This window comes from Aristaeella lactis, from assembly GCF_018118585.1.
In the GTDB taxonomy this organism is placed as follows: Bacteria; Bacillota; Clostridia; order Christensenellales; family Aristaeellaceae; genus Aristaeella; species Aristaeella lactis.
Genome location: NZ_CP069421.1, coordinates 1,290,207 through 1,314,617, shown reverse-complemented (window position 1 = coordinate 1,314,617; position 24,411 = coordinate 1,290,207). Strand labels below are relative to the sequence as shown.

Annotated in this window: 18 protein-coding genes and 1 rRNA gene; 12 read left to right on the top strand and 7 right to left on the bottom strand. The window is 55.7% G+C overall.

Annotated features, from left to right (window positions below):
- Positions 1-178 precede the first annotated feature (178 nt).
- A 5S ribosomal RNA gene (gene rrf / locus JYE50_RS06060) occupies positions 179-295 on the top strand.
- 977 nt (positions 296-1,272) lie between these two features.
- On the opposite strand, the gene JYE50_RS06055 is transcribed toward rrf, so the two are convergent.
- From JYE50_RS06055 to JYE50_RS06025, 7 genes are read right to left on the bottom strand one after another with little or no spacing between them, the layout of a single operon-like run.
- Positions 1,273-1,905: a lysoplasmalogenase gene (locus JYE50_RS06055; protein ID WP_084097494.1), complete on the bottom strand. Its 633-nt coding sequence runs from the start codon at positions 1,903-1,905 to the stop codon at positions 1,273-1,275.
- 33 nt (positions 1,906-1,938) lie between these two features.
- Positions 1,939-2,736, bottom strand: coding sequence for a CHAP domain-containing protein (locus JYE50_RS06050; protein WP_084097496.1), 798 nt, complete (start codon positions 2,734-2,736; stop codon positions 1,939-1,941).
- A gap of 30 nt (positions 2,737-2,766) precedes the next feature.
- Positions 2,767-3,105 (bottom strand): hypothetical protein, encoded by a 339-nt coding sequence (locus tag JYE50_RS06045; RefSeq protein WP_084097498.1) that lies wholly within the window; start codon positions 3,103-3,105, stop codon positions 2,767-2,769.
- A gap of 52 nt (positions 3,106-3,157) precedes the next feature.
- Complete coding sequence (locus tag JYE50_RS06040) at positions 3,158-4,291, bottom strand: hypothetical protein (RefSeq protein ID WP_084097500.1); 1,134 nt, start codon at positions 4,289-4,291, stop codon at positions 3,158-3,160.
- Positions 4,288-5,067, bottom strand: coding sequence for an FHA domain-containing protein (locus tag JYE50_RS06035; RefSeq protein ID WP_084097502.1), 780 nt, complete (start codon positions 5,065-5,067; stop codon positions 4,288-4,290). Before JYE50_RS06035 ends, JYE50_RS06040 begins: the two co-directional genes overlap by 4 nt.
- A gap of 57 nt (positions 5,068-5,124) precedes the next feature.
- Positions 5,125-6,012 carry a metal ABC transporter substrate-binding protein gene (locus tag JYE50_RS06030; RefSeq protein ID WP_084097504.1) on the bottom strand — a complete coding sequence of 296 codons (888 nt, stop codon included), beginning with the start codon at positions 6,010-6,012 and terminating at the stop codon, positions 5,125-5,127.
- Between the two features lie 60 nt (positions 6,013-6,072).
- A complete protein-coding gene (locus JYE50_RS06025; RefSeq protein WP_084097506.1) occupies positions 6,073-6,579 on the bottom strand; it encodes a hypothetical protein in 507 nt (168 codons plus the stop codon).
- Between the two features lie 418 nt (positions 6,580-6,997).
- Here JYE50_RS06025 and dnaA point away from each other — a divergent pair, with 418 nt between their 5' ends.
- The 11 genes from dnaA (at position 6,998) to JYE50_RS05970 (ending at position 24,295) form a co-directional block, all read left to right on the top strand.
- Positions 6,998-8,326 carry a chromosomal replication initiator protein DnaA gene (dnaA, locus tag JYE50_RS06020; RefSeq protein WP_084097508.1) on the top strand — a complete coding sequence of 443 codons (1,329 nt, stop codon included), beginning with the start codon at positions 6,998-7,000 and terminating at the stop codon, positions 8,324-8,326.
- 336 nt (positions 8,327-8,662) lie between these two features.
- Positions 8,663-9,685: a phenylalanine--tRNA ligase subunit alpha gene (gene pheS, locus JYE50_RS06015; protein ID WP_084097510.1), complete on the top strand. Its 1,023-nt coding sequence runs from the start codon at positions 8,663-8,665 to the stop codon at positions 9,683-9,685.
- A 119-nt stretch (positions 9,686-9,804) separates the two neighbouring features.
- Positions 9,805-12,213: a phenylalanine--tRNA ligase subunit beta gene (gene pheT / locus JYE50_RS06010; RefSeq protein ID WP_084097512.1), complete on the top strand. Its 2,409-nt coding sequence runs from the start codon at positions 9,805-9,807 to the stop codon at positions 12,211-12,213.
- A gap of 200 nt (positions 12,214-12,413) precedes the next feature.
- The gene (locus JYE50_RS06005; protein WP_084097514.1) at positions 12,414-15,299 is read left to right on the top strand and encodes an extracellular solute-binding protein; all 2,886 of its coding nucleotides are present in this window, start codon (positions 12,414-12,416) and stop codon (positions 15,297-15,299) included.
- A 23-nt stretch (positions 15,300-15,322) separates the two neighbouring features.
- Positions 15,323-16,267, top strand: a complete 945-nt coding sequence (locus tag JYE50_RS06000) for a carbohydrate ABC transporter permease (RefSeq protein ID WP_084097516.1) — start codon at positions 15,323-15,325, stop codon at positions 16,265-16,267.
- A 1-nt stretch (position 16,268) separates the two neighbouring features.
- Complete coding sequence (locus JYE50_RS05995; protein WP_283399263.1) at positions 16,269-17,504, top strand: carbohydrate ABC transporter permease; 1,236 nt, start codon at positions 16,269-16,271, stop codon at positions 17,502-17,504.
- 13 nt (positions 17,505-17,517) lie between these two features.
- Positions 17,518-19,065: an NHL repeat-containing protein gene (locus tag JYE50_RS05990; protein WP_179138457.1), complete on the top strand. Its 1,548-nt coding sequence runs from the start codon at positions 17,518-17,520 to the stop codon at positions 19,063-19,065.
- The gene (locus JYE50_RS05985; RefSeq protein ID WP_084097520.1) at positions 19,034-19,729 is read left to right on the top strand and encodes a Yip1 family protein; all 696 of its coding nucleotides are present in this window, start codon (positions 19,034-19,036) and stop codon (positions 19,727-19,729) included. Before JYE50_RS05990 ends, JYE50_RS05985 begins: the two co-directional genes overlap by 32 nt.
- A 15-nt stretch (positions 19,730-19,744) precedes the next feature.
- The gene (locus JYE50_RS05980) at positions 19,745-22,318 is read left to right on the top strand and encodes a DUF5696 domain-containing protein (protein WP_084097522.1); all 2,574 of its coding nucleotides are present in this window, start codon (positions 19,745-19,747) and stop codon (positions 22,316-22,318) included.
- On the top strand, positions 22,315-23,292 hold the full coding sequence (locus tag JYE50_RS05975; RefSeq protein ID WP_283399264.1) for a carbohydrate ABC transporter permease: 978 nt from the start codon (positions 22,315-22,317) through the stop codon (positions 23,290-23,292). Before JYE50_RS05980 ends, JYE50_RS05975 begins: the two co-directional genes overlap by 4 nt.
- The gene (locus JYE50_RS05970; RefSeq protein WP_084097524.1) at positions 23,285-24,295 is read left to right on the top strand and encodes a carbohydrate ABC transporter permease; all 1,011 of its coding nucleotides are present in this window, start codon (positions 23,285-23,287) and stop codon (positions 24,293-24,295) included. The genes JYE50_RS05975 and JYE50_RS05970 overlap by 8 nt, the downstream gene beginning before the upstream one ends.
- The last annotated feature ends 116 nt before the right edge of the window (positions 24,296-24,411 follow it).

Genomic DNA, 24,411 nt, shown 5'->3' with positions numbered 1-24,411 from the left:
AATTAGAACAGAAAAACAGGTCACCAAATCCTGAATCTTATGGCTGTGCAGTTGTCAGGGTTGCGTAAGGCAATCCGAAGGGCCCTGGAAGAGGAAGAAAAGAACGACGGAAAGGGCCAATCGTTCCGCTAAAGGGACGAAGAAATCACGAAAGTGATTTCCTAAATAGCTCACAATTTCCGGTGGCTATGACGAAGAGGTTCCACCTGTTCCCATACCGAACACAGAAGTTAAGCTCTTCAGTGCCGATGGTACTTGACTGGCAACGGTCCGGGAGAGTAGGTCGCCGCCGGATTCCAATAAACTCTGTAGTGAAAACTACAGAGTTTTTTCATGGAATCCGGCGGTATTTGAAGATATAGAGTATTGGTATAAAAGATAAGACGCTCGCCTTATTCAATCTGGGTGATCGCTTCTATCCTTGCATTATATGCAAAAGAAGCGATCACCCAGATTGTTTCGTTCGCCTTTATAAGGCTCACTCACGGATTCCATAAATGGAATCCAGGCGAGCAGTGTAGGAAGCTTCGGGAACAGGTGGGAGGGGGAGAGACGAAGAGGTTCCTCCGCAACCTCAATCGTCGCACTGCTCCCTTGGAGCGGTCGCATTGCTCGTTTCGGTTGACTCGTTCGCCTCATTTCGGCTTCGCCGACAGCCCACTGGGCTGACATTCGGCTCGCTCCCCTGTTCCATACCGAACAACGTTACTAGTATCTGATGCTTTGAGAATAATAAGACACTTTACTCGTATGTTCCATACCGAACACAGAAGTTAAGCTCTTCAGTGTCGGTGGTATTTGATTGGTAACGGCCCGGGAGGGCAGATTGATCTGACCCTCCTTGACTGCCCTTCAGCACACTGATGGCAGCTGGTCAAGGGTGGCCGCAGGCCACTTGTGAAACCCTTGACCGGTTGTCAGAAGTGTGTTTTTGGCGTGCTTTGGAAAGCTGTATGGGTATGTGTTCCACACAGAACACTTGTGATAAAAGAAATGGCAGTTGCTAAAGCAACTGCTTATCAAGGGATTCCTCGACTACGCTCGGAATGACATTTTCGAGGACTGCCTGCGAACTTGCTTGCATGTATCTTGTAGAAGGAACGGGGCTTTGGGAGCATACTTGGAAAATGAGTATAAAAAACATCTGTCGAAGACGGATATTTCACATTGGCGAAGCCAATATTTCACATTCGGCGGAGCCGAATATTTCACGTTGACGAAGTCAACATTTCACTGACTGGTTTCTTGGAAGAGGATACGAAATTTGGATGATCATACGAGGCACGAAGCTGCGATGAGCAGCTGTGCGGCGTAGTAGGTGATCATGATGACCCAGTCGACGGCGTGGGTGGCGGTGAAGAGGGTGCGGCCTAGGATCATGGCGTCGCTCAGGAAGAAGAGGGCGCCGCCCAGGGCGATCATCTGGCCCTGCAGGGTATGGGCGGAAAGGCCGGCAATAGCGCAGGCTGCGGTGATGGAGAGAACAACAGCATAGATTGCAAAGAAGGGAAGCTGTTTACCGACCAGTCTCCGCCAGCGCCAAAGCAGGAAGACCACGATGCCAAGCAGGCAGAGCAGGGCGATCAGGTGCAGGCCGGAGACCGGGAACAGATGAGTAAAGAAACAGATATAGCAGATATGGCCGGCCAGGAAAAAGCCGGCGCCCAGGTACATATTGAACTCCATCAGGTAATCCGCGGCGGAATGCAGCAGCAGGGCCCCGAAACAGATCCAGCAGTACTGGTCCAGGCGCAGGGCGGCTGTCAGGGCCATGGAAGCAGCGCACAGTGTTCCAAGGGCCTTAAAGGAGGCGGCCAGATGATAGCGGAGTATTCGCTTGTAGTGCATAAAGAAGGGAAGACAGACAAAAAGGCAGAGAGCGGAGACCGCGTACATCCAGGGCATGAATGATTCCTCCGTTTCTGATGCGTCAGCCTTTTATTCGGCAGCGCCGTCCTCCGGGATCCAGGTCATCAGGAAGCAGGTGATATACCAGGGCTTTTTCTTGTTTTTGCCCTTATAGCGCAGGTCATAGGTGCGTGCCTTGCCGGTTTCGCCTTCCTGTTCGGCTTCAGGGACCGCGGAAAGGTTGCTGGTCTTGGGGGACCGCTTCTGCTCATGATAGACATCCACGGGCTCATAGTCCGCCACATACATGCGGACGGTGTTGGACATGTTGCCTTCGATGGTGGTCAGGCGGTATTTGCCGTTATCCAGCTTCTGCACGTCATAGACGATGCCCACATGGATCTTGTAGTTGCTTTCCTCTCCGTAGAGGACAATAAAGCCCTTCTGGGGGATCATGGTGGTCCTGTGCATGTGCAGGAAGGAGTGGATCAGCTTGGTGGGGCTGGAGGCCTTGCAGGAGTAGATGCCGTCCTGGTCGCCCTCAATGGTGCCTTCCTCCCGCTTGAGGATGGTTTTCTCGTCATCCTGGGGAATACCGGCTTCCAGGGTGCACCAGGTGGTAAAGCCGGCGCACCATTCCCATTCGTAGTTATTCCACCACTTGGTATACTTATTGCTCTTCTTCAGCTTCTTGCCCTCGGTGGTTTCCCACTCGGTGCGGGCGATATCCAGCATGTTCCGGATGATTTCCGGCGGCTCGGCAACCACGTCTGTTGTGATCTCAATAGGGGCAGGGGTGGGAGTGGCTTTCGGCTTGGCTGCCAGGGCGGAGCCGGACAGCAGGACCAGGGCACACATCAAAACAAAAAAGCGTTTAAAGACTTTCATTTCGCCATTACTTCCTTCCGGGAAAAGTGATCAGAGACCAAAGAGATTATACTCCGGATTCGGGGAATTGTCAGTCCCCGGAGCGGGTGTGGTTTCTGCGGGCGCGGGAGTGAATCCCCAGACAGACCAGGAATCCTGCGCATTGGACTCACCGGGAGAGACAGAAGCGTCAGGGGAAACGGAAGCATCCGGGGAAACCGACGGAGAAGGAGAAACGGACGCGCCGGGCTGGGGCAGCAGGGAAGACAGGGAATTGAGGTCAATTCCGGCAGTCTTCAGCACATTTCCGGTACAGAGCACCAGCACCAGCAGAAAGGCACAGGCCATCAGCAGGGTGAGCAGCCGGAAACGGGAACGCATCTGTTTCATGGGGGCATCCTTTCATCAATCAGGGAATCATCCTGCAACTATATAACGATGCTCACCTGGCCAGCATTGCAAGGTGGGCATCATCCGCCAGGTCAGCGTCATTCCGTCCGGAAATGCCGCACAGCATGCCGATGAGGAACAGCTGGCTCCACAGGTCCGGCAGGGAGGATGTGAGCAAGGGAAGGTCCGGGCCGGCGAATGGGATCACCTCAAAGGCACAGAGCAGGCCGGCGAAGGTACGCAGGGCAAGCAGCAGGCAGATCCCCATAGCCAAGGAGGAATGAAAACGGGTCCGGGCGGTGACGGAAACCGCCGCGCCGCGCAGGGTGAGCGGCAGGAAAAGAAGGACTGTCAGCCCGGCAAAGAGCAGGCCGAAATGACCGGTAAGGCGCTGGAAGAGCGGAATGCTTTCCGCTGCGGCGATCCCTTCCGGAAGGACATCCGCTCCGATGGCTCCGGAAGAGACCAGGGCATTCAGGGAAGAGGCGGACACGGTGACGGACATGCCGGGGAAAAGCCGGTATGCCCCAAAGAAAACCAGTGCCACCGCAGCCAGGGAGGGAAGCACGACAATAAGGCGTCCGTCCGCGGCAAAGAGCAGCAGCGTCAGGGTGATGCCCCAGAGCAGGGCTTCCTGCGTTTCACCGATAAAGAGCAGCAGGGCCAGCGCCGCGAGCCCCGTGAGGGCAGCGGAGATGGGTCCCTGGCGGGAAAGCAGGGAGGTAAAGGCGATCAGCAGGAGGGCCAGGGCGGCACCTGTGACCGAAACTGTCAGGGTCGGGGAAAGGATTTTGCCTGCGAGAAGCAGGATCCCCAGGAAGGCAGTGCAGACAGAGGTGAGCAGGGAATTGGAAAGGGAACGGATCAGGATTCCACCCACCAGGAGCACCGCCATTCCAGCGCCGCAGTTCAGGGCGTGGGCCAGGGCGGCAGCCGGATCCGTGAAAGCATAAGCAGCGATTCCGGCGGCACAGATCCAGAGTGTCAGGTTAAGGATCAGCCGGTCCAGGGAGAACACCCGGGCCAGCACTGTGCCGACCAGCAGCATTCCGCAGGGAACAAGCAGGGCCAGCAGGTAGAGCTGTTCATTGCCGTCCTTTACCGCCGGTACCAGGAAAAGCAGGGCGGAAAGCAGGATGGCTGCGCCGGTGAAGCGCAGGCGCGGGGAGGATTTCAGCTTACTCATTCGCTCCAGTCCTCCTTCCAGCGCTCACTGCGGCTCCGGCGGGGACGCGCGGGGGCGGGCTGCTGCGGTTCAGGCGGAACAGGTTCCGGCGCTGCCTGTACGGGCTCCGGCATATACTGAATGGTTTCAACATACTCCGGAGGTTCCTGCGGGACCGGCGCCTGCATGGGCTGAACAGCCCAGGGCTGCATTGCCGCGGCAGGATACTGCACCGGTGGCTGGGCCTGCGGCGTACCATAACCGGTCTCCGGTCCCTGGAAGGGAACGGGCGGGGTAAATGTACGGTTGGTATGAGAAAGGGCCGCATACAGCTGTAGGCGGAGTGCAGCGGTGCCCACCTGCAGCACAGAACCGTGCAGCAGCGGCTTATCCTGTGTGCCGAAACGACGGGTGACAGGCGTTCCGTCGATCAGGGCTTCACAGCCGACACGGGGACGGATCAAGAGGCCGGAACCGTCCTGCCAGGAAAAATCAAGATGCTGGGAACTGACGCCGGGGCAGGGGATTACCAGGTCACAGGAACGAAGGGAGCCGAGAACGCCTTCCCGCGGAACCGGGAACCAGGTTCCTTCGGCCAGCTCATCACTGCCGGAGAGGACGATCAGTTCTCCCACAGTGCCGGCGCCCGGCAGGTTTTTGAAACGTTCTTTGCGCTCTTTCCGCTCGGCATGATGCCAGACAAGGGCAAAAACGAGCAGCATGAGGGCAAAAAAGGCAAAAATCCAGCGTGAAGCAACGGAAAGAACCTCATAGATATCCGGGCTCACGCTGAACATAGATGATCCTTTCTTAATTCAGAATTCAGAATTAAGAATTCAGAATTATAAAGAGTTTTACTGAGCTATTGCGTTTAAAAGGGTTTGTACGTTCTGCATCATAATGGCTTCATAGTAATCCAGGGGCGGATTGTCCGGGCCGGAGGTCATGGGATCCAGCTCGCAGACCGGGATGCCGGTTTCATTGACCAGGGTGTTTACCGAAGGATCCTCTTCGGCCGATTTCAGGATCAGGGGCATCTTTTCTTCGGAACGGATCAGCTTTGTCACGGTGACAAGCTGGGCGGTGGGCAGGCTATCTTCCGGTTCCTTGTTGACGATGGCTGCGGGAGTCAGGCCGCAGGCTTCGGCAAAATAGGGGAGAGCCTCATGGAAGATGATTACCTTCCGGTCAATGCCCGCGGTTTCCTCCCGGACGGTTTCGTCCAGCGCTTTGAGACGTTCGCTGAACTTTTCCAGGTTATCCAGGATCTGCTGCTCCCGGTCCGGCAGGAGCTTCACCAGACCTTCCGCCAGGTTGGCGGCCATGCCGGCAGCACGCTGCGGATCCAGCCAGAGGTGGGAGTTGACGGCTTCGCCTTCTTCAGCCTCACCGATTTCCACGATATCCGATTCGCCGATGAAAGGCAGGCCGTCGGTGGCATCGATGACAGGAAGGTCCGGATAAGCGCCGGTGACGACAGGCAGGAAGGATTCCATTCCCGCACCGTTCACCAGCAGGGCATCCGCTTTGGACAGGGTGACCATATCTGAATTCTGGAGGGTATAGTCATGGAGACAGCCTGTTGTGGGCTCCGCCATGTTGACAACATCAAGACCTTCAATCCCATCCGTCAGGTTCAGAGTCAGGATCCAGACGGGATAAAAGCTTGTGACAAGCGTTTCCGCGGAGGCCAGGACAGGGAGGGAAATGAGGAGGAGTATAAGGCAAAGAAGTCTTTTCATAAGGTACCTCGTAATGTGCGAATGAACAATGAACAATGAAAAATGAACAATTAAGTGTTTTTACCGGGGAGGGAGAGGGGGGATGTCTTCGGGATCGAGCCAGTTTTCCCAGACGGAGCGGGGACGGTTATCCCGGATGATCCTGGCGATGATCTTCCGCTCTGCGGCCGGCATGAAATCCGCGTATTTTGTGTAAAGCACGCGCATGGCGGAGAAGGAACCGGTGTCGATACAGTACTGATGGAGGGATTCATAGGTAACGGAGTAAACCTTCAGCTGATCAAAAAGAACGCCCATCACATCATCGGCGGCGTCCTTCAGTTCAGCGGAGCGGATCCGGCGGAGGGAACCGTCATCCATTTCCACACCCATGGACGGGCCCAGCTGCTCATAGACGGTATTGAAGAGGACATCTTCCAGGCGGACAGCCAGGTCGGCAAAGGTATCCTTATACGGCGCGTAAGCCTGCAGAACTTTGGCTGCCCGGTCCCAGATCCCGGGAATATCCACCAGAGCGGAGCCAAAGCGGAAACGCAGGGCTTCCCTCACATGCCAGGCCTCGATCATGCCCATTCCTCCGTCCATGATTTCCTATATTATGTACTCCGTATCATATCATAAAATGAAGAAATTGTTAACTTTTCAAGTTGAATTTATCAGGGAATACATAAAACAATAAAAAAACGATACAAATAAATTTTTCAGACCATAAATCTTGTGGCATAAGGCCGGACGGGCACAAAACCTTGACTGAACAAATGAAGGAATCCTTAAATTTCAATATTTTTATCCACAGGGCAAGACCCTTGATATTCCATAATGTTTTTGTTATGATAGTCGGGCCGGTTTGCAAAAGGCGAGTTATCCACAGCCCGGTTATCCACAGCTCACGATCTCTCGTGCGCTTTTTTCGCCGCCTTTTGTAACAAGTGTAAAGTATATGATCGCGTATGCGTTTTATAAACAGATGAATGGAGAATGACTGATGAATATGGAGTCGCTCTGGGAGCAGACCTGTGCCCTGCTGTCGCGGGAAATGAACTTCGTGTCTTACAACACGTGGATCGACGGCAACATGGTTCCCGGACTGCTGGAGGATGATACCCTGTTCATCACGGTCAAAATGGAACGCATGATCTCCATGATCCAGAACAAGTATGCCGCCCTGATCGAGAAGAAACTGGGTGAAGTGGCGGGCAAACCTGTCCGGATCGTGCTGCTGAACAAGGAAGAGATGAAGGCCAAACTGGACACAGGCGACACGGAGAAGACTCCTGACGATACCGATCCCCACCTGAATCCGAAGTATACCTTCGAGAGCTTTGTTGTGGGCAACGGCAACCGTTTTGCCCACGCGGCCGCGCTGGCCGTAGCGGAAAGCCCTGCCGAAGCCTATAACCCGCTGTTTATCTACGGCGGTGTGGGACTGGGCAAAACCCACCTGATGCAGGCCATCGGCCATTTCATCCACCAGGCGGATCCCCAGAAGAAGATCCTGTACATGACCAGCGAGAACTTCACCAATGAACTGATCAGCGCCATCCAGATGAAGAAGACCTACGAATTCCGGGAAAAGATACGGAAGGTGGACGTGCTGATGGTGGACGATATCCAGTTTATCGCCGGCCGTGAAAGTACCCAGCAGGAGTTCTTCAACACCTTCAATGAACTGCATAACGAGAACAAGCAGATCATCCTGACAAGCGATAAGCCGCCGAAGGATATCCAGCGCCTGGAGGAACGGCTGTGCAGCCGGTTCGAGTGGGGCCTGGTGGCGGACATCCAGCGTCCGGACGTGGATACCCGCGTGGCCATCCTGCGGGAAAAGACCGTGCAGGAGAATATCGAAGTGCCGGATGAAGTGCTTCAGCTGATCGCCGGTAAGATCGACAGCAATATCCGTGAACTGGAAGGGTGCCTGACCCGGCTGGTGGCTTACTCCACGCTGGTGAAGGAGCCGATCACCGTGGACCTGTGCGAGCGGGCCCTGAAGGAGATCTTTGATTCCCGCAGGCATAAGCAGATCACAGCGGAACTGATCATGCAGACCGTCAGCGACTATTACGGCCTGACGATGGACGACCTGACCGGGCCCACCCGGAAACGGGAGATCACCGTGCCGCGGCAGATCGCCATGTACCTGACCCGGGAAATGACCGGCATGAGCCTGCCCCAGATCGGCAATGTGTTCGGCGGACGGGACCACACAACGGTTCTGCACAGCTGCAAGACGGTGGAAGCGAACACGACCGCGAACACCGACATCCGGGCAGTGGTGGAAGACATCAAAACACTGGTGAAGAACGCGCAATAATAATTCAGAATTCAGAATTCAGAATGCAGAATGAAGGATAAAACTCCTGCGATGTGATCGCAGGAGTTTTCCTGATTTATATGAAGGATGAAGGATATAAAGTCAATAACGGGAAGGACGGGGAAGCAGACTGCCTTTTTACAGAGCAGGGGAGCACTGAAAAAACCAAGAAATACAATAAAGAATTGACAATTCATTGTTCATAATCCATAATTACATGTTATGGTGAGCGGTGTATCACAGCGGCCGGAAGGCTCTCTTCCCTTCGCCGGGAGAAACACCGTTCACAGTTATGATGTCTGTGTTTTATATCATTCAGATACGGGAGTGGAACACATGGAGCAGAGGATCAAGGCACTGCGGGAACAGATGGAACAGAAGATCGGCCAGATCGACACCAAGGAAAAGCTGGCTGAGTTCTGGCAGGAGTTTCTCGGCAAGAAAGGCGCTGTCGCCGACCTGATGAAGGGCCTGGGCGCGGTGGCCAAGGAAGACCGTCCTGCCATGGGCAAGGTGATCAATGAGTTCAAGGTGCTGGTGGAAGAAAAGTACCAGGCCCTGAGCGCAAAGATGGATGAGCTGGAGCTCGCTGCCCGCAACCGCCGGGAACAGGTGGATATCACCCTGCCGGGCAAGGAGCAGCCGCTGGGCGGACTGCATCCCCTGACCCTGGTGAAGAATGAGATGATCAACGTTTTCGCTGGTATGGGCTTCGAGATCTTCGAAGGTCCGGAAATCGAGGATGACGATCACAACTTCACCCGCCTGAACGTTCCGAAGGATCATCCCTCCCGGGATATGCAGGATACCTTCTACCTGGACAATGAACTGCTGCTGCGCACACAGACCAGCGGCGGACAGATCCGGGTGATGGATATGGAGAAGCCGCCGATCAAGGTGCTGGTGCCCGGACGGGTGTTCCGCTCCGACAGCGACGCGACCCATTCCCCCATGTTCCACCAGATGGAAGGCCTCGTGGTGGACAAGGGGATCACGCTCTGCGACCTGCAGGGCATGCTGGACAAGTTTGTGCAGCAGATCTTTGACAAGGATGTGCGGACCCGCCTGCGTCCCAGCTATTTCCCCTTCACTGAGCCCAGCGTCGAAGTGGACGTGAGCTGCTTCGAGTGCGGCGGCAAGGGCTGCAGCCTGTGCAAACACACCGGCTGGATCGAGGTGCTGGGCGGCGGCGTTGTGCATCCCCATGTGCTGGAGAACTGCGGCATTGACCCGAACGTATACTCGGGTATCGCGTTCGGTATCGGTATTGAGCGGATCACGATGCTGAAGTACGGGATCAACAATATCGGGCTGTTCTTTGAGAACGACATGAAGTTCCTGAAGCAATTCAAAGAATGATTCATTCTTTGAATTGCCAATGAAGAATGAAGAATGAAGAATGAAAAATGATACAGTGTAAATCCAAAGTGGTTTATACTCATGATAAAGGCGAAAATGCAGGGCAGGAGAGATAAAAAATGAAGGTTCCGTACAGCTGGTTAAAGGAATATGTGGATATTGACATCACGGCGGAGGAGCTGGAAGAGAAGCTCTTCGGCTGCGGATTTGAAGTGGAGGAGCTGATCGACCTGGGGAAGGAGGTCAGCCGCGTGGTCGTGGGCGAGGTGCTCTCCTGCGAACCGGTGGAAGGAACCCACCTGCAGATCTGCCAGGTGAACTGCGGTTCCTACGGCAACCCGATCCAGATCGTGACCGGTGCCCCGAACGTATATGCCGGCATGCATACGCCCGCCGCGCTGGACAATTCTACCCTGCCGGGCGGGATCACTATCAAGGCGAAGCCCCTGAAAGGCATTCCCTCCGACGGCATGCTGTGCTCCGGTGAGGAACTGGGCCTGAACGATGACCTGTATCCCGGCGCGGAGGTTTACGGACTGATGGACCTGCCGAAGGATACCGTTCCCGGAACCGATATCCGCGAAGTGGTCGGAATGAACGATTATATCTTTGACATTTCCATCACGGCGAACCGTCCGGACTGCCAGAGCGTGCTCGGCATTGCCCGGGAGGTTGCCGCGGCACTGGGCAAGGAACTGAAAATGCCCGCCACGGACTACACCGTGAGCGACTACAAGTTCCCGGGCCTAGATATCACGGTGGAAGCGCCGGATCTGTGCCCCCGTTACCTGGGACACGGCGTGCGGAACATCACCGTAGGGGAGAGCCCCCGCTGGATGAAGCGCAACCTGGCCCTGTGCGGACTGCGCAGCATTTCCAACGTGGTGGATATCACCAACTACGTGCTGCTGGAGATCGGCCAGCCGATGCATGCCTTTGACATGGACCAGCTGCAGGATCGCCGGATCATCGTCCGCCGGGCAAAGGACGGGGAGAAGATCCAGACCCTGGATGAGAAGGAATTCACCCTGACGCCTGAAAACCTGGTGATCTGCGACGGCAACCGTCCGGTGGCCCTGGCGGGCATCATGGGCGGCCTGAACAGCGAAATTACGGAAAACACCACCCAGCTGCTGTTTGAAGCGGCGAAGTTCGCCCGGGACAACGTTCGCCGGACCTCCCGCGCGCTCGGACAGAGCAGCGATTCTTCCGCCCGGTTTGAGAAGGGCATCAGCGAATACATTACGGAGCTGGGCATGGCCCGGGCCCTGCACCTGATCCAGGAGCTGGGCTGCGGCGAGATCACCTCCAGCGCCTTTGACTGCAGCGCGGGCGCGCCGCGGACCGGCAAGCGTTTCACTGCCAGCCTGAAGCGGATCAACGACATCCTGGGCATTGAGGTGCCCGCGGAGGACGTGCTCCGGATCCTGAAGAACCTGAGCTTTGAAGTGAAGCAGGACGGGGACACCCTGGATGTAACCGCGCCCCGGTACCGTGAGGATATCGAGGTCGGTGAGCCGGACCTGGCGGAGGAAGTGATCCGTGAGTACGGTTATGACCATGTAACCCCCACCTTCCTGAAGAACGCCACCGTGACCACCGGCGGAAAGACTCCCGCACAGCAGCGGAAGGAACGGGTCTGCCGCATCATGTGCGGCCAGGGATACCACGAGGCCTACACGCTGTCCTTCTATGCCGACAGCGACCTGGATTTCATGCGGATCCCGGAGGACGCGCCGGAACGGAATGTGCTGCGGATCAAAAACCCGATCTCCGCGAACCTGGCCATCATGCGGCCCCTGCTGGTACCCAGCCTGATGAACGTGGTTGTGGAGAACCTGAAGAAGGGCAACAACGAAGGCCGGATCTTCGAGATCAGCAATATCTATATCCCGCGTGAGGGCGGGGAACTGCCGGACGAACGGCCGCACCTTGGCTTTGCCGCCTTCGGCGAGCAGGAAGACTTCTTCACCGTCAAGGGTACGGTGGAAGCCCTGGGGAAGGCGCTGGGCCTGAAGTTCGACGTGGAACGCGCCACGGACGTGCCGTGGCTGCATCCCGGCATCGCCGCCTACATCCTTTGCGAAGGGGAGCGGATCGGCTGCTTCGGCAAGCTGGCGAATGAAGTAACCGGCGAACTGAAGCTGCACAAGGATGCCAAGTCCAACCACAAGATCTTCCTGGGCGAGATCGACTACGGAACCATGATGAGCCATATGGCCGCCAGCTTCCGTTACCGTCCGCTGTCCGCGTTCCCGGCTGCCGTACGAGACCTGGCACTGACCGTTGCGGAGGAAACGCCCTGCGGCGACCTGATGCACGAGATCGCCCGGGCCTGCCCGAAGGTCAGCGATGTGGAGCTGTTCGATATCTACCGGGGCGAGCAGATCGGTGAGGGCCGCAAGAGCATGGCCTTCAAGATCACTTTTGAGGCGGATGACAAGCCCCTCCAGCCCGAAGAACTTGATAAATACATTAAAAAAATTCTTGGCAACCTGAAGTTCAAACTGGGCGCTGAGATCAGATAATCATAGGTTTTTCAACACTGAAAACATTTCCGGAAGGCGGTGCCGAAATGGCACCGCCTTGTTGTACGTACATTTGACATGCAACAGTAATATCTATATAATTAAAAAGGTTTATTTCTGGTGTAATTCCAACCAATTTAACAATCCCGGATACTTGATTTTTGCGGCGTCTCAACGCCGTGATTGGGAGAGATGAACTCATGTCAAGGAAATGGCGGAACATTCTCATCGGCGTCCTTGTCGCTGTTCTTGTGATTGGCGGAATCTGGCTGCTCAGCCGCTCCGAAAACAATTTCAAGAGCAAGTACGAGGGCGTCGACCTGTCCACCGATGTAACCGGTATCGGCCGGAGCAACACTTATACTGCCTACCTGGAGCAGTACAAGGACCTGCCGGCGGTTACAGAAGCCGTGGAAGTGGACCTGGCCTCCTTCGAAGGTGAAGGCGGCGAAGTCTGCGCGGACGGCATCATGACGGCGGACGAGTCTGACCTGACCTGGAAGGTTACTATGCCCAAGGCCGGCCTGTACAACATACAACTGGATTACCTTACCGTGGAAAGCCGCGGTATTGATATTGAGCGTGAGATCGCGATCAATGGGGAAGTACCCTTCTCCGGCGCGAGCACGCTTTCTTTTCCCCGGTTGTGGACGGACGCCGGCGAGGTGCGGAAGGACAACCAGGGGAATGACGTCCGTCCCACGCAGGTGGAACGCTTTGAGAAGCAGACTGCCTACTGCAAGGATGACATGGGTTACCAGACGGAGCCCTACGCCTTCTATTTCAATGAAGGCGAAAATGAGCTGACGATCCGGGCTGTCAACGAGCCTGTGATCCTGTGCGCCGTCCGGCTGCTGCCTATCGCAAAGTTCCCGACGTATGAGGAATATCTCGCGGCGCAGCCCGAGGTCACCATGACCGAGACGGGACTGAATTACAGCCAGACGATCCAGGGTGAGTCCTCCAAGCTGCGGAGCGAACCGAGCCTGTACGCCCGCTATGACCGCAGCTCCGCCCTGACAGAGCCCTATTCTGTCAGCAATACCATCCTGAACTATATCGGCGGCGATGCCTGGACCAACCCCGGTGAATGGATTGAATGGCCCTTCTCCGTTCCGGAGGACGGTTACTACAACATCTCCATCAAGGCAAGGCAGATGTACCAGCGCGGTGCCCTGTCCGCCCGGATGATCTACATTGACGGCGTGGTTCCCTTTGAAGACCTGGAAGCCGTGACTTTCAGCTACCGGAACAACTGGGAAATGCGCACCCTGAGTGACAAGGACGGAAATCCCTGCCGTTTCTATCTGACCAAGGGTGATCACACCATCCGGATGGAAGTCACCCTGGGCGAGATGGGTCCGATTCTGAAAAATGTGGAGGACAGCATCTACCGCCTGAACCAGATCTACCGCAAGGTGCTGGTGCTGACCGGTGTGAATCCGGACCGGTACCGCGATTACAAGCTGGACCAGGTTTACCCCGAAGTCATCGAGGGTATGGATCTGGAAAGCAAGCGCCTGTACAAGATCGTGGACGATACAGTGGCCACCACCGGTGAGAAGAGCGACCGGATCGCCGCGGCCCAGACGCTGGCCAACCAGCTGGAGAAGTTTGTGGAGCACAATGAAAGGATCACGGAATCCTTCTCCAACTTCAAGGACAATATCACCTCCCTGGGTACCGCCATGCAGAACATGTCCGAAAGCAAACTGGACGTGGACCTGATCATGGTGACCGGTGAGAACGCGAAGATCCCTGAAGTGAACAGCAATGTTTTCCAGGATGTGATCCATGAGATCCGCAGCTGCGTGAGCTCCTTCACGATCGACTACAACAGCCTGGGCGACAAATACGAAGATACGGATGACGTGCTGGAGATCTGGATCACCACCGGCCGCGACCAGAGCACGGTCATGAAGACCATGGTGGACGACTCCTTCACGGCAAAGACCGGCATTAAGGTCAACCTGAAGCTGGTGCTTCAGGACGCGATCCTGCCGGCGGTTGTGGCCGGTAACGGACCGGACATCACCCTGAACCTGAGCAGCTGGTTCGCCGTGAACTACGCCATGCGCCACGCGGTGGAAGACCTGACCCAGTTCGATGATTATGAGGAAGTCACCAAAGATTTCACCAGCAGCATCATCGAGCCGATGATCTACAACGATGGTACCCATTCCGGTGTTTACGGCCTTCCCGAGACCATGAACTACCCGGTGCTGTTCTACCGCAAGGACATCATGGAGGAACTGGGCCTGCCGATTCCCCAGACCTGGGATGAAGTGATTGCCCAGCTGCCGACCCTCCAGGGCAACAGCCTGGAGTTCGGTGTTTCCTTCCCGGATATCGTCAATGCGGACGCGTCGATCCTGGACTCCATGATCTTCCAGAACGGCGGATCCATCTATGACAAGGATGCCAAGCGGACGCTGGTCGACAGCGAAGCCGGCGTGGCGGGCTTCTCCCTGTACACGAGCCTGTATAACGATTACGGCCTGCCGACGGTGTTCGACTTCAAGAGCCGTTTCCGCAGCGGCCAGATGCCCCTGGGCGTATCCAACTATGACATGTACAACCAGCTGATGGTTTCCGCTCCTGAAATCCGGGGCCTGTGGGACTTCACCCTGCTGCCCGGCACGAAGAAGGAGGACGGCACCATTGATCATACCGGACAGACAAGCGGCCTTTGCTGCATGATGATCGCCACGGATGACGAAAAGGTGAAACAGAACGCCTGGGAGTTCATGAAGTGGTGGGTCAGCACAGACACGCAGGTCCGCTTCGGCCGCGAGATGGAAAGTATCCTGGGCGCTTCCGCCCGGTACCAGACCGCGAACCAGGAAGCGGTGAAGCAGCTGGCCTGGTCCGGCAAACAGCTGAAGGTGCTGCAGGAGCAGGCACAGTATACCAGGGGATGGCCTGAGATCGCCGGCGGTTACTCCACAGTCCGTCACCTGATCAACGCCATCCGCCGCGTGATCAACAACAAGGAAGACAAGCGGGAAACGCTGCTGACCTACGCGCGGACCATTAACGAAGAGATCAAGATAAAACGGCGGGAATTCAACCTGCCGATCGATTGAGGAAGGAAGGAGGAAGAGCAATCATGCAGTCACAGTCTTTTGCGTCAAGATTCCTGACCATGAAGCGGGAAAAGATGGCTCATGGCTGGACGCTGGCGAAGCGGAACAAGGGATGCTACCTGTTCCTCGCGCCGTATGCGATCCTGTTTTTCACCTTCTTTATCCTGCCGATCGCAACGTCCATCGTTCTGAGCTTTACCTATTACAACATCCTGGAGCCCCCGCGGTTTATCGGCCTCCAGAACTACATCAACCTGATCCTGCAGGACGAAGTGTTCCTGACTTCCATCAAAAACACCCTCGTCTGCGCGGTGATCGTCGGACCGGTGGGATATATCCTGTCCTTCCTGTTCGCCTGGTTTATCAATGAACTGCCGAAGTGGCTGCGGGCAATCGCGGTGATCGTTTTCTACGCTCCCTCGCTGGGCGCCGGCGCCATCACGGTTTTCAGCACCCTGTTCCGTGCCGATGCCTATGGCTGGCTGAACTCCATCCTGATCGAGCTGGGCATCCTGAACGCGCCGAACATGTGGCTGCTGGATCCCCGGTATATGCTGACCATCGTTATCATTGTCAGCCTGTGGATGAGCATGGGTACCGGCTTCCTGAGCTTTGTGGCCGGTTTCCAGGGCATCGACCGCAGCATGTATGAAGCGGGTTATGTGGACGGCGTCCGCAACCGCTGGCAGGAGCTGTACCATATCACGCTGCCCAGCATGAAGCCCATGCTGCTGTTCGGCGCGGTTATGAGCATCGCTTCCTCTTTCAATATCAGCGACGTTCCGCGGGCCCTGTGCGGTTTTCCCTCCACGGACTATGCCGCGCGCACGGTGGTTACCCACCTGTTCGACTACGGTTTCGTCCGGTTTGAGATGGGCTACGCCAGTGCCGTCGCGGTAATCCTGTTCCTGGCTATGATCATCAGTAAGAAAGCAATCGCCGCGTTGCTGGGAAGGGTGGGTACCTGATATGAGTGAGAACAATACGGTCAGATCCAGCGGTACCCTGCAGCTGATCAACGGAAAAAAATTCCGCGGCGAACTGGTCGCGGGTGAACAGGGTGCGGCATTCTATGCCAAGGGCAAAAAGGAGCCCATGGCCGAGTGGCATTACGCCCGGATGAACCGGATGGACAACATCCGCCGGGGCGGCACCACCAGCCAGATTACGGTCATCCTGAAGGATGACACCCGATATGTGTTTGAACTGGCCCAGGGCCTGAAGCTTCACAGCTTCATGGACAAGAACTGGGCGGATAAGCCTGTTGTGGTGAAGACCCGCGGCGATATTCTGCATGAGCAGGCGGAACGGCTGGGCCAGAAGATCGAAGTGCCGAAGAAGCATCTGATCACCCGGCGCCATCCCAACCGGTCCATCGGCGGCGATATCGTGATCTACCTGATGCTGCTGATCGTCGCTATGGCGATGTTCTTCCCGCTGTTCTTCATGATCGGTTCAGCGCTGAAACCGCTGGATGAACTGCTGCGGATTCCGCCGCCCATCTGGCCCAGCCATCCGACCCTGGACAACTTCTCCGACCTGTTTGTCACGATGGGGAAGAGCTTCGTTCCGTTCAGCCGGTACCTGATGAACACCATCTTCGTAACGGTTGTCGGTACATTCGGCCACCTGGTCGTTGCCGGCATGGCGGCCTTCGTACTGGCCAAGTATGAATTCCCCGGCGGACGGCTGTTCTTCGGCCTGGTCACCACCTGCCTGATGTTCTCCGGTTACGTGACCGGTATTCCGAACTACCTGATCATGAGCAAGCTGGGCATGGTGGATACCTACTGGTCCCTGATCCTGCCGGCCTTCTGCGCTCCGATCGGCCTGTTCCTGATGAAGCAGTTCATGGAAGGACTGCCCACAGCCCTGATCGAGGCGGCGACCATTGACGGCGCCAGCCGGTTCCGGGTGTTCTGGAGCATCGTGATGCCCAACGTCAAGCCTGCCTGGCTGACGATGATCATCTTCAGCGTGCAGGCCCTGTGGAACAACCCGGCCACAACGCTGATCTATTCTGAAGCGAAAAAGCCGCTGGTCTACGCCATGAACCAGATCCAGGGCCAGACCATGACCAATATCGCACGTACGGGTGAAACGGCCGCGGCCACAATGATTATCACAATGGTTCCGATCCTTATCTTTATCTTCAGCCAGAGCCGGATCCTGGAGACCATGGCCTCCTCCGGCATCAAGGACTAAGGGAGGGGAGTGAGTGATGATGAAAAAGGCAGTCTCCTTTCTGCTGATCCTGATGCTCCTGCTGCCCGCGGCCTGCGCCCTGGCAGACGACAGCTTCAACCTGAACAAGGATGGCTACAGCACCTCCTATACGTACGGATATGACTACTGGCGCGATGTGCAAGAGTCTCCGGACGCGTACCGGATCAAAACTGTGCTGGACAGCATCAGCCTTGGCCTGGAAAACCTGAACGGGAAAAAGCTGAACAAGCCCCAGGGCCTGTTTGTACAGGGAAACAACCTGTATGTCGTCGACACGGGCAACAACCGCATTATCCAGATCAAACATGAAAACGAACAGTATCATGTGGTCCGGGTGATCGACAAGGTTGAGGGAGCGTCGGTCAATGACTTCAACACTCCCTACGATGTTTTCGTGGATGATGCGGAAAACATCTATGTGGCGGACTATTCCAACCACCGGGTCGTGATGATGGACAAGGACCTGAACCTGATCCGGGAATACACCAAGCCTTCTGATCCCACCTTCAACCAGGCGCAGGATTACCTGCCGAAGAAGCTGACGGTGGACGTGGCCGGCCGCGTGTACGTGCTGGCCACGAACGTGAACAAGGGCCTGGTCAAATACGAGGCGGACGGAACCTTCACCGGTTTCATCGGGGCAACGCCGGTTAAATACAATATGGCGGAATACCTCTGGAAACGGTACTTCCAGACCGCGGAACAGCGGGCACAGTCCACGGCGTTCGTTCCCACGGAATATGAAAACCTTTATATGGACAAGGACGGCTTCATCTACGTCACCACGACGTCCTTCAAGGAAGCCGAACTGGACAGCGACCAGGCCAAGCCGATCCGCCGGCTGAACAGTCTGGGAAATGATATCCTGATTAAGAACGACAAATGGCCGCCCATCGGCGACCTGTGGTGGAAGGAAGCGGACTCCACCTATTACGGTCCCAGCCGGATGACGGACATCACCGTGTTCGACGATGATATCTACGTCGCGCTGGACCGGATCCGCGGCCGCCTGTTCGGATACGATCCTCAGGGCGTCATGCTGTGGGCCTTCGGTACCCGCGGAAGCACGGACGGCGCCTTCATGCGGGCTATCGCGCTGGAGCATATGGACAGGGACCTGTTCGTGCTGGACGAGGTGAAGAACAACATCACGGTGTTCACCCCCACCGAGTACGGCAGGACGATCTACCTGGCCAATGAGAAGTATCACGAAGGTGACTACGAAGGCAGCGCGGAAGTCTGGCAGGACGTGCTGAAGAACAACGCCAACTATTCCCTGGCGTTCCGCGGCGTTGCCCGCTCCATCCTGCGGGAAGACAAGTTTGAGGAAGCCATGGAATATTATAAGATGGCGCATGACCGGGAAAACTACGGTCGGGTCTTCAAACTGTACCGGAAGGAATGGGTGGAAAAGAACATCGGCTGGATTGTCGCGATCCTGGCAGCGGTGATCATCATTCCGCTGCTCCTGGGCCGGATCAAGAGAATGAAGTGGGAGGTGATCATGCATGAGCACAGCAAAGTCCGTCGTGAGCAGTGACGGTGTACTGAGCGCAGCCGGAAGCAATTCCTGGTGGAGCCGTTACACCCACGCGATCAAGTACGCGTTTCATGTGATCACCCATCCCTTTGACGGATACTGGGACCTGACCCGTGAGAACCATGGAACGGTCGGCGCGGCCAACACTTTCCTGGCCCTGTTCCTGATCACCTACGTGCTGAAGATCCTGTGCACAAGTTTCCAGTTCTATGATGTGGCTGTTCAGCATGTCAACATCTGGGAGCAGATGGCATCGCTGCTGCTGCCCTTCCTGGTTCTGTGCATTGCCAACTGGGCCATGACCACCCTGTTTGAAGGCAAGGGCAAGTTCCGCGATATCTATATCGCGATGTGCTACGCGCTGGTGCCCTATATCATCATCCAGCTGCCGATGATCCTGGTCAGCAACATGCTGACCTTTGAAGAGGGAAGCCTTTACAGTGTTATGCTGAGCGTCAGCGTGATCTGGTGCTTCTTCCTGGTATTTATCGGCCTGATGCAGATCCACGATTACGGTCCCGGCAAAACCTTCATCTTTATCTTTGTGACCATATTCGGAGGATGCGTGATCATTTTCCTGGCACTCACATTCTTCAGCCTGCTCAGCGATGCGATCGGCTTCTTTGTCAGCCTGTACCGCGAGATGGCATTCCGTTTGAATTAAGGAGGGATGATGAGTATGAAAAAGAAGAGCATCATCCGCCGGCTGCTTCCCTGGATCATTGTGCTGGTTGCACTTGCTGCACTGATCGTGTTCGTTATGGTTCCGATCTATTCCAGGCAGGAGCGTTCCTTCGGCAGGCCCACCTCCGTTTTCTACTATGACGGGGACAGCAAACCCCTGACCATGGAAAATGAATACCTGCTGTTTGAAATGGACGCGGCCAACACCCAGTTCACCGTGACCAACAAAGCTACCGGCAAGGTGTGGTATTCCAACCCGCCGGAAAGGGACAAGGACGCCCTGGCCCGCGGCGTGAACGCGGACGTTCTGTCCTCCACCCTCGGTGTGACTTACATCGATTCCATTACCACCATCGAACTGAACAACTATACCAACTCTGTTGCGTATCAGTCCTTCAACATCGTTCCGCTGGATGACGGTTCCATCCGGGCGGATTACGCGATCGGCAAACTGGAGAGGATCTATATGATCCCCAATGCCATCACCAAGGAACGGTATGAAAACTTCACCAACCAGCTGGACAAAAAGGACCGGAAAAAACTGTCCAACTATTATTCCCTCTATGAGCCCTCCAAGCTGGACAAGAAAAAGAACAAGGACGAAGTGATCGCCCTGTACCCCAGCGTGACGGAACAGCCGCTCTACATCCTCAAAGACGGACTGGACGCCAAGGGCAAGCAGACCGCGGAGGACTATTTCGCCAAGGTCGGCTATAATGCCGATGAGCTGGCGATCGACGAGGAACTGAAAGCAGGCGAGAAGGAAAAGAGCAGGGCAGTCTTCAATGTCAGTGTGATCTACCGCCTGGAAGGGAAGGACCTCGTGGTGGAGGTGCCTTATTCCGCGATCACCTGTGAGGGCGATTACCCGATCACCTACGTCAGCCTCCTGCCGATGTTCGGTGCGGGCGGAAAGAATGACGAAGGATTTATCCTGGTGCCCGAAGGCGGCGGGTCCCTGATCCGCTACAACAACGGCAAGGTTTCCCAGAGCGCCTACTATGCCAACATGTTCGGATGGGACTACGGTACCAAACGGACAGAAGTCATCAACGAAACAGAAGCTTCCTTTGACGCTTTCGGCATGAGCCAGCAGGACGGCGCGTTCCTGTGCCTGATGGAAGGCGCGAACTCCTACGGCGCCATCAGCGCGGATATTGCCGGACGGCTGACGGAATACAACACCGTCTATGCCAAGTACAACGTGATCCATTCCGATACCTATGACGTGACCAAGCGGTCTCCGCGGATGATGCTCATGTATGAGAACAAGATCCCGGATGACACGGTCATCCAGCGGTACAGGTTCCTGGATGATAACGGTTATGTGGCCATGGCCAAGGCTTATTCAGAATACCTGAAGGCCAAGCCGGGTATGAAACAGACCGAAGTCCGGGAAGATATGCCGGTGAATGTGGAGATCGTCGGCGCCATTGACAAGAAACAGGTCAGGTTCGGCGTTCCGGTGGATTCCATCGTTCCGGGAACCACTTTCAGCGAAACAGAGGAAATCCTGGATGAACTGACAGAAGCAGATATCAGGAATCTGAATATCCGCGTGACCGGATGGGCCAACGGCGGCGTACGCCAGCGGGTGCTGACCAGCGTCCACACAGTCGGTGAGCTGGGCGGCGACGCGGGCATGAAAAAACTGACGGATCATGCCAAAGAAAAGAACGTTGATCTGTATTATGACGGGATCACCTGCTTCGCCTACAACAGCGGCATCTTCAACGGCTTTATCCCGTTCACCAACGCATCCCGGTATACCACCCGGGAAGTCGCAAAGCTTTATCCCTATGATATCGTGACCTACCGGCTGAGCGAGTGGATGGATCCCTATTACCTGGTACGGCCGGAATACGCGCAGAGATGTGCGGCGAACCTGCTGAACGCGCTGAAGGACCGGCAGGCGGCCGGCGTAGCCTTCCGCGATATCGGCAATCTGCTGAGCTCCGACTATTATGACGGAGACACGGTCACCCGTGAGCAGGTGAAGGCTATGAACATCCAGACACTGAAGGATGCGGACGCCGGCGGTCTGAAGATCTCCATCAAGAAAGGCAACGAATACGCGCTGCCTTACGCTGACCTGATCACGGATATGGACCTGACAGGCAACACCTACGGTATCATCGATGAAAAGGTGCCTTTCTATCAGATGGCGATCCACGGACTCAAGAACTATACCGGCGCGCCGATCAACCTGGCCGGCAATTACCAGGATACTGTGCTGGAATGTGCCGAATACGGCGCCGGCCTGAACTTCACCTTTATGAAGACCAGCACCCTTGTGCTCCGGGATTCCACTTTCAGCTGCTATCATTCCGCCGGATATGATCCGTGGAAGGATCAGGCACTGGAGATCATCAGCCGCTACCAGAAGGAAATGGCCGGCCTGAACATCCAGGAAATGACCGGTCATGAGAAGCTGGCGGACGGCGTGTCCCTGACCGAGTATGCGGACGGCACCAAGGTATACGTCAACTATAACGATTATGAATACAGTGCCGGCGGTGTCCGTGTACCTGCCCGGGATTATCTCGTGAAAAGAGGTGGCGGACAATGAGCAAAAAGAACAGGGTGTACCGGGAACACTGGTACAGCGGGATCGTTGAAGCTTTCCAGATGATGATCCCGGGGAACAAGATCTACCGGACCATACCTGCCAGGAGGGCACGTACCGGATACCGGTTTATCCTTCCGTTTATTATCGGTTTCCTGGTCTTTATGATCCGCCCCATGATCCTTTCCGTCAGGATGAGCATGAGCCAGGTGAACATCCTGACCGGCGCCATGACGCCTATGGGCCTTGGCAACTATGAGTATGCCTTCGGAACGGATCCCAACTTCAATAAGTACCTGGTGGATGAGATCGGCCGGATGGCCATCAATGTGATCGCCACCCTGGTGCTGAGCTTCGTGATCGCGGTCATCCTGAACCAGAAATTCAAGGGCCGGATCATCTGCCGCATCATCTTCTTCCTGCCGGTTATCCTTTCATCCGGCGTGCTGCCCGGCATTGAATCCTCCAACGACATCCTGAACCTGATGAAGAGCATCAACGAATCGGTTCAGAACAGCTCGGGCGTGAACGTATCCGCTGCGCTGGAGGACCTGCTGAAGCTGTCCGGCGTGGGCAATGACGTTTTCAAAATCATTTTCCAGATGATCGATTCCATCTATGACATCGTCATGGCCAGCGGTATCCAGATCATCGTGTTCCTGAGCGGCCTGCAGTCCATTTCGCCCTCCCTGTATGAGGCGGCGGACGTGGAAGGCTGTTCCGCGTGGGAATCCTTCTGGAAGATCACTTTCCCGATGGTCAGCCCGCTGCTCCTGGTTAACTGCATCTACACGATCATCGACTTCTTCATGAAGAACGATAACAAGGTCATCGAACACATCAACGAGGTAATGTACGGCGTACAGATGGACCTGGGTGTGGCTTCCGCTGAAAGCTGGATCTACTTCGGCGTGGCGCTGGCGTTCATCGGTGTCAGCTCGATCATTATCACAGGGGCGGTGAAATCCTATGAATAAAGGCAACACGATCTTTATCGGTGAAAACAAAAGCTTCTGGGAAAGGAACCGCCGCAGCGGCGGCTACCTGATGAAGCGCCGCGGCAAGGAGATCGCAATCTCGGTTTTCCGCGCACTGCTGATGTTCGGTCTGTGCTTCATGATCATCCAGCCGATGGTGAACCGTTTCGCCATGAGTTTCATGGAGGAAAACGATCTTTACGATTCCACCATCGTGGTCCTGCCGCGACATGTGACGCTGCAGAATTATGTGGACGTGGCAGCCCTGACGAACTTCCCGGAATCCATGGTCAATACCCTCTGGATTTCCATCCTGATGTCCGTCTGCCAGGTGATCTCCACTACGCTGGTGGCTTACGGATTCGCCCGGTTTGAGTTCCCGCTGAAGAAATTCTGGTTTGCCTGTGTAGTGGCCCTGATCATCATTCCGCCCCAGACAATCCAGTCCGCCCTGTATATGACCTTCTCCAAGTTTGACATCCTGGGTATATTCAAGGCGACGACAGGGGACACGCTGAGTATCCGTACATCGATCTGGCCATACATCATGATGTGCCTGACCTGTATGGGCCTGAAGGACGGCCTGTACATCTACATGCTGAGACAGTATTTCAAGGGTGTTCCGGAAAGCCTGGAAGAAGCGGCCTATGTGGATGGCTGCGGAACGATGCATACCTTCCTGAAGATCATGCTGCCGGACGCTGTGCCGATCATTGCCAGCTGCTTCCTGTTCAGCTTTGTATGGCAGTGGACAGACCTGTTCTACAGCCGGAACTTCCTGAGCGGATATACGCTGTACGCTGTCCAGATGAGCACCATGACCACGCGGATGGGACGGTATTATTCCACATCCCTGACGGATGCCATCACCGTGACGAACGGGCGCTCCCTGCAGCTGATCTCCATCGCCGTGCTTTTCTGCTGTATTCCGCTGATCATCCTGTACTGCTTCACGCAGCGTACATTTGTGGAAAGCCTTGCGATGACGGGCTCCAAGGAATAATATCCGGGCGACAAAAAATGCTGAAAATGTACGAACCAATACTTGAAAAAATGTATAAACCGGTCTATAATTGTCCTGAACAGCGGGGGTCCCGCACTTACAACTGCACCTATACA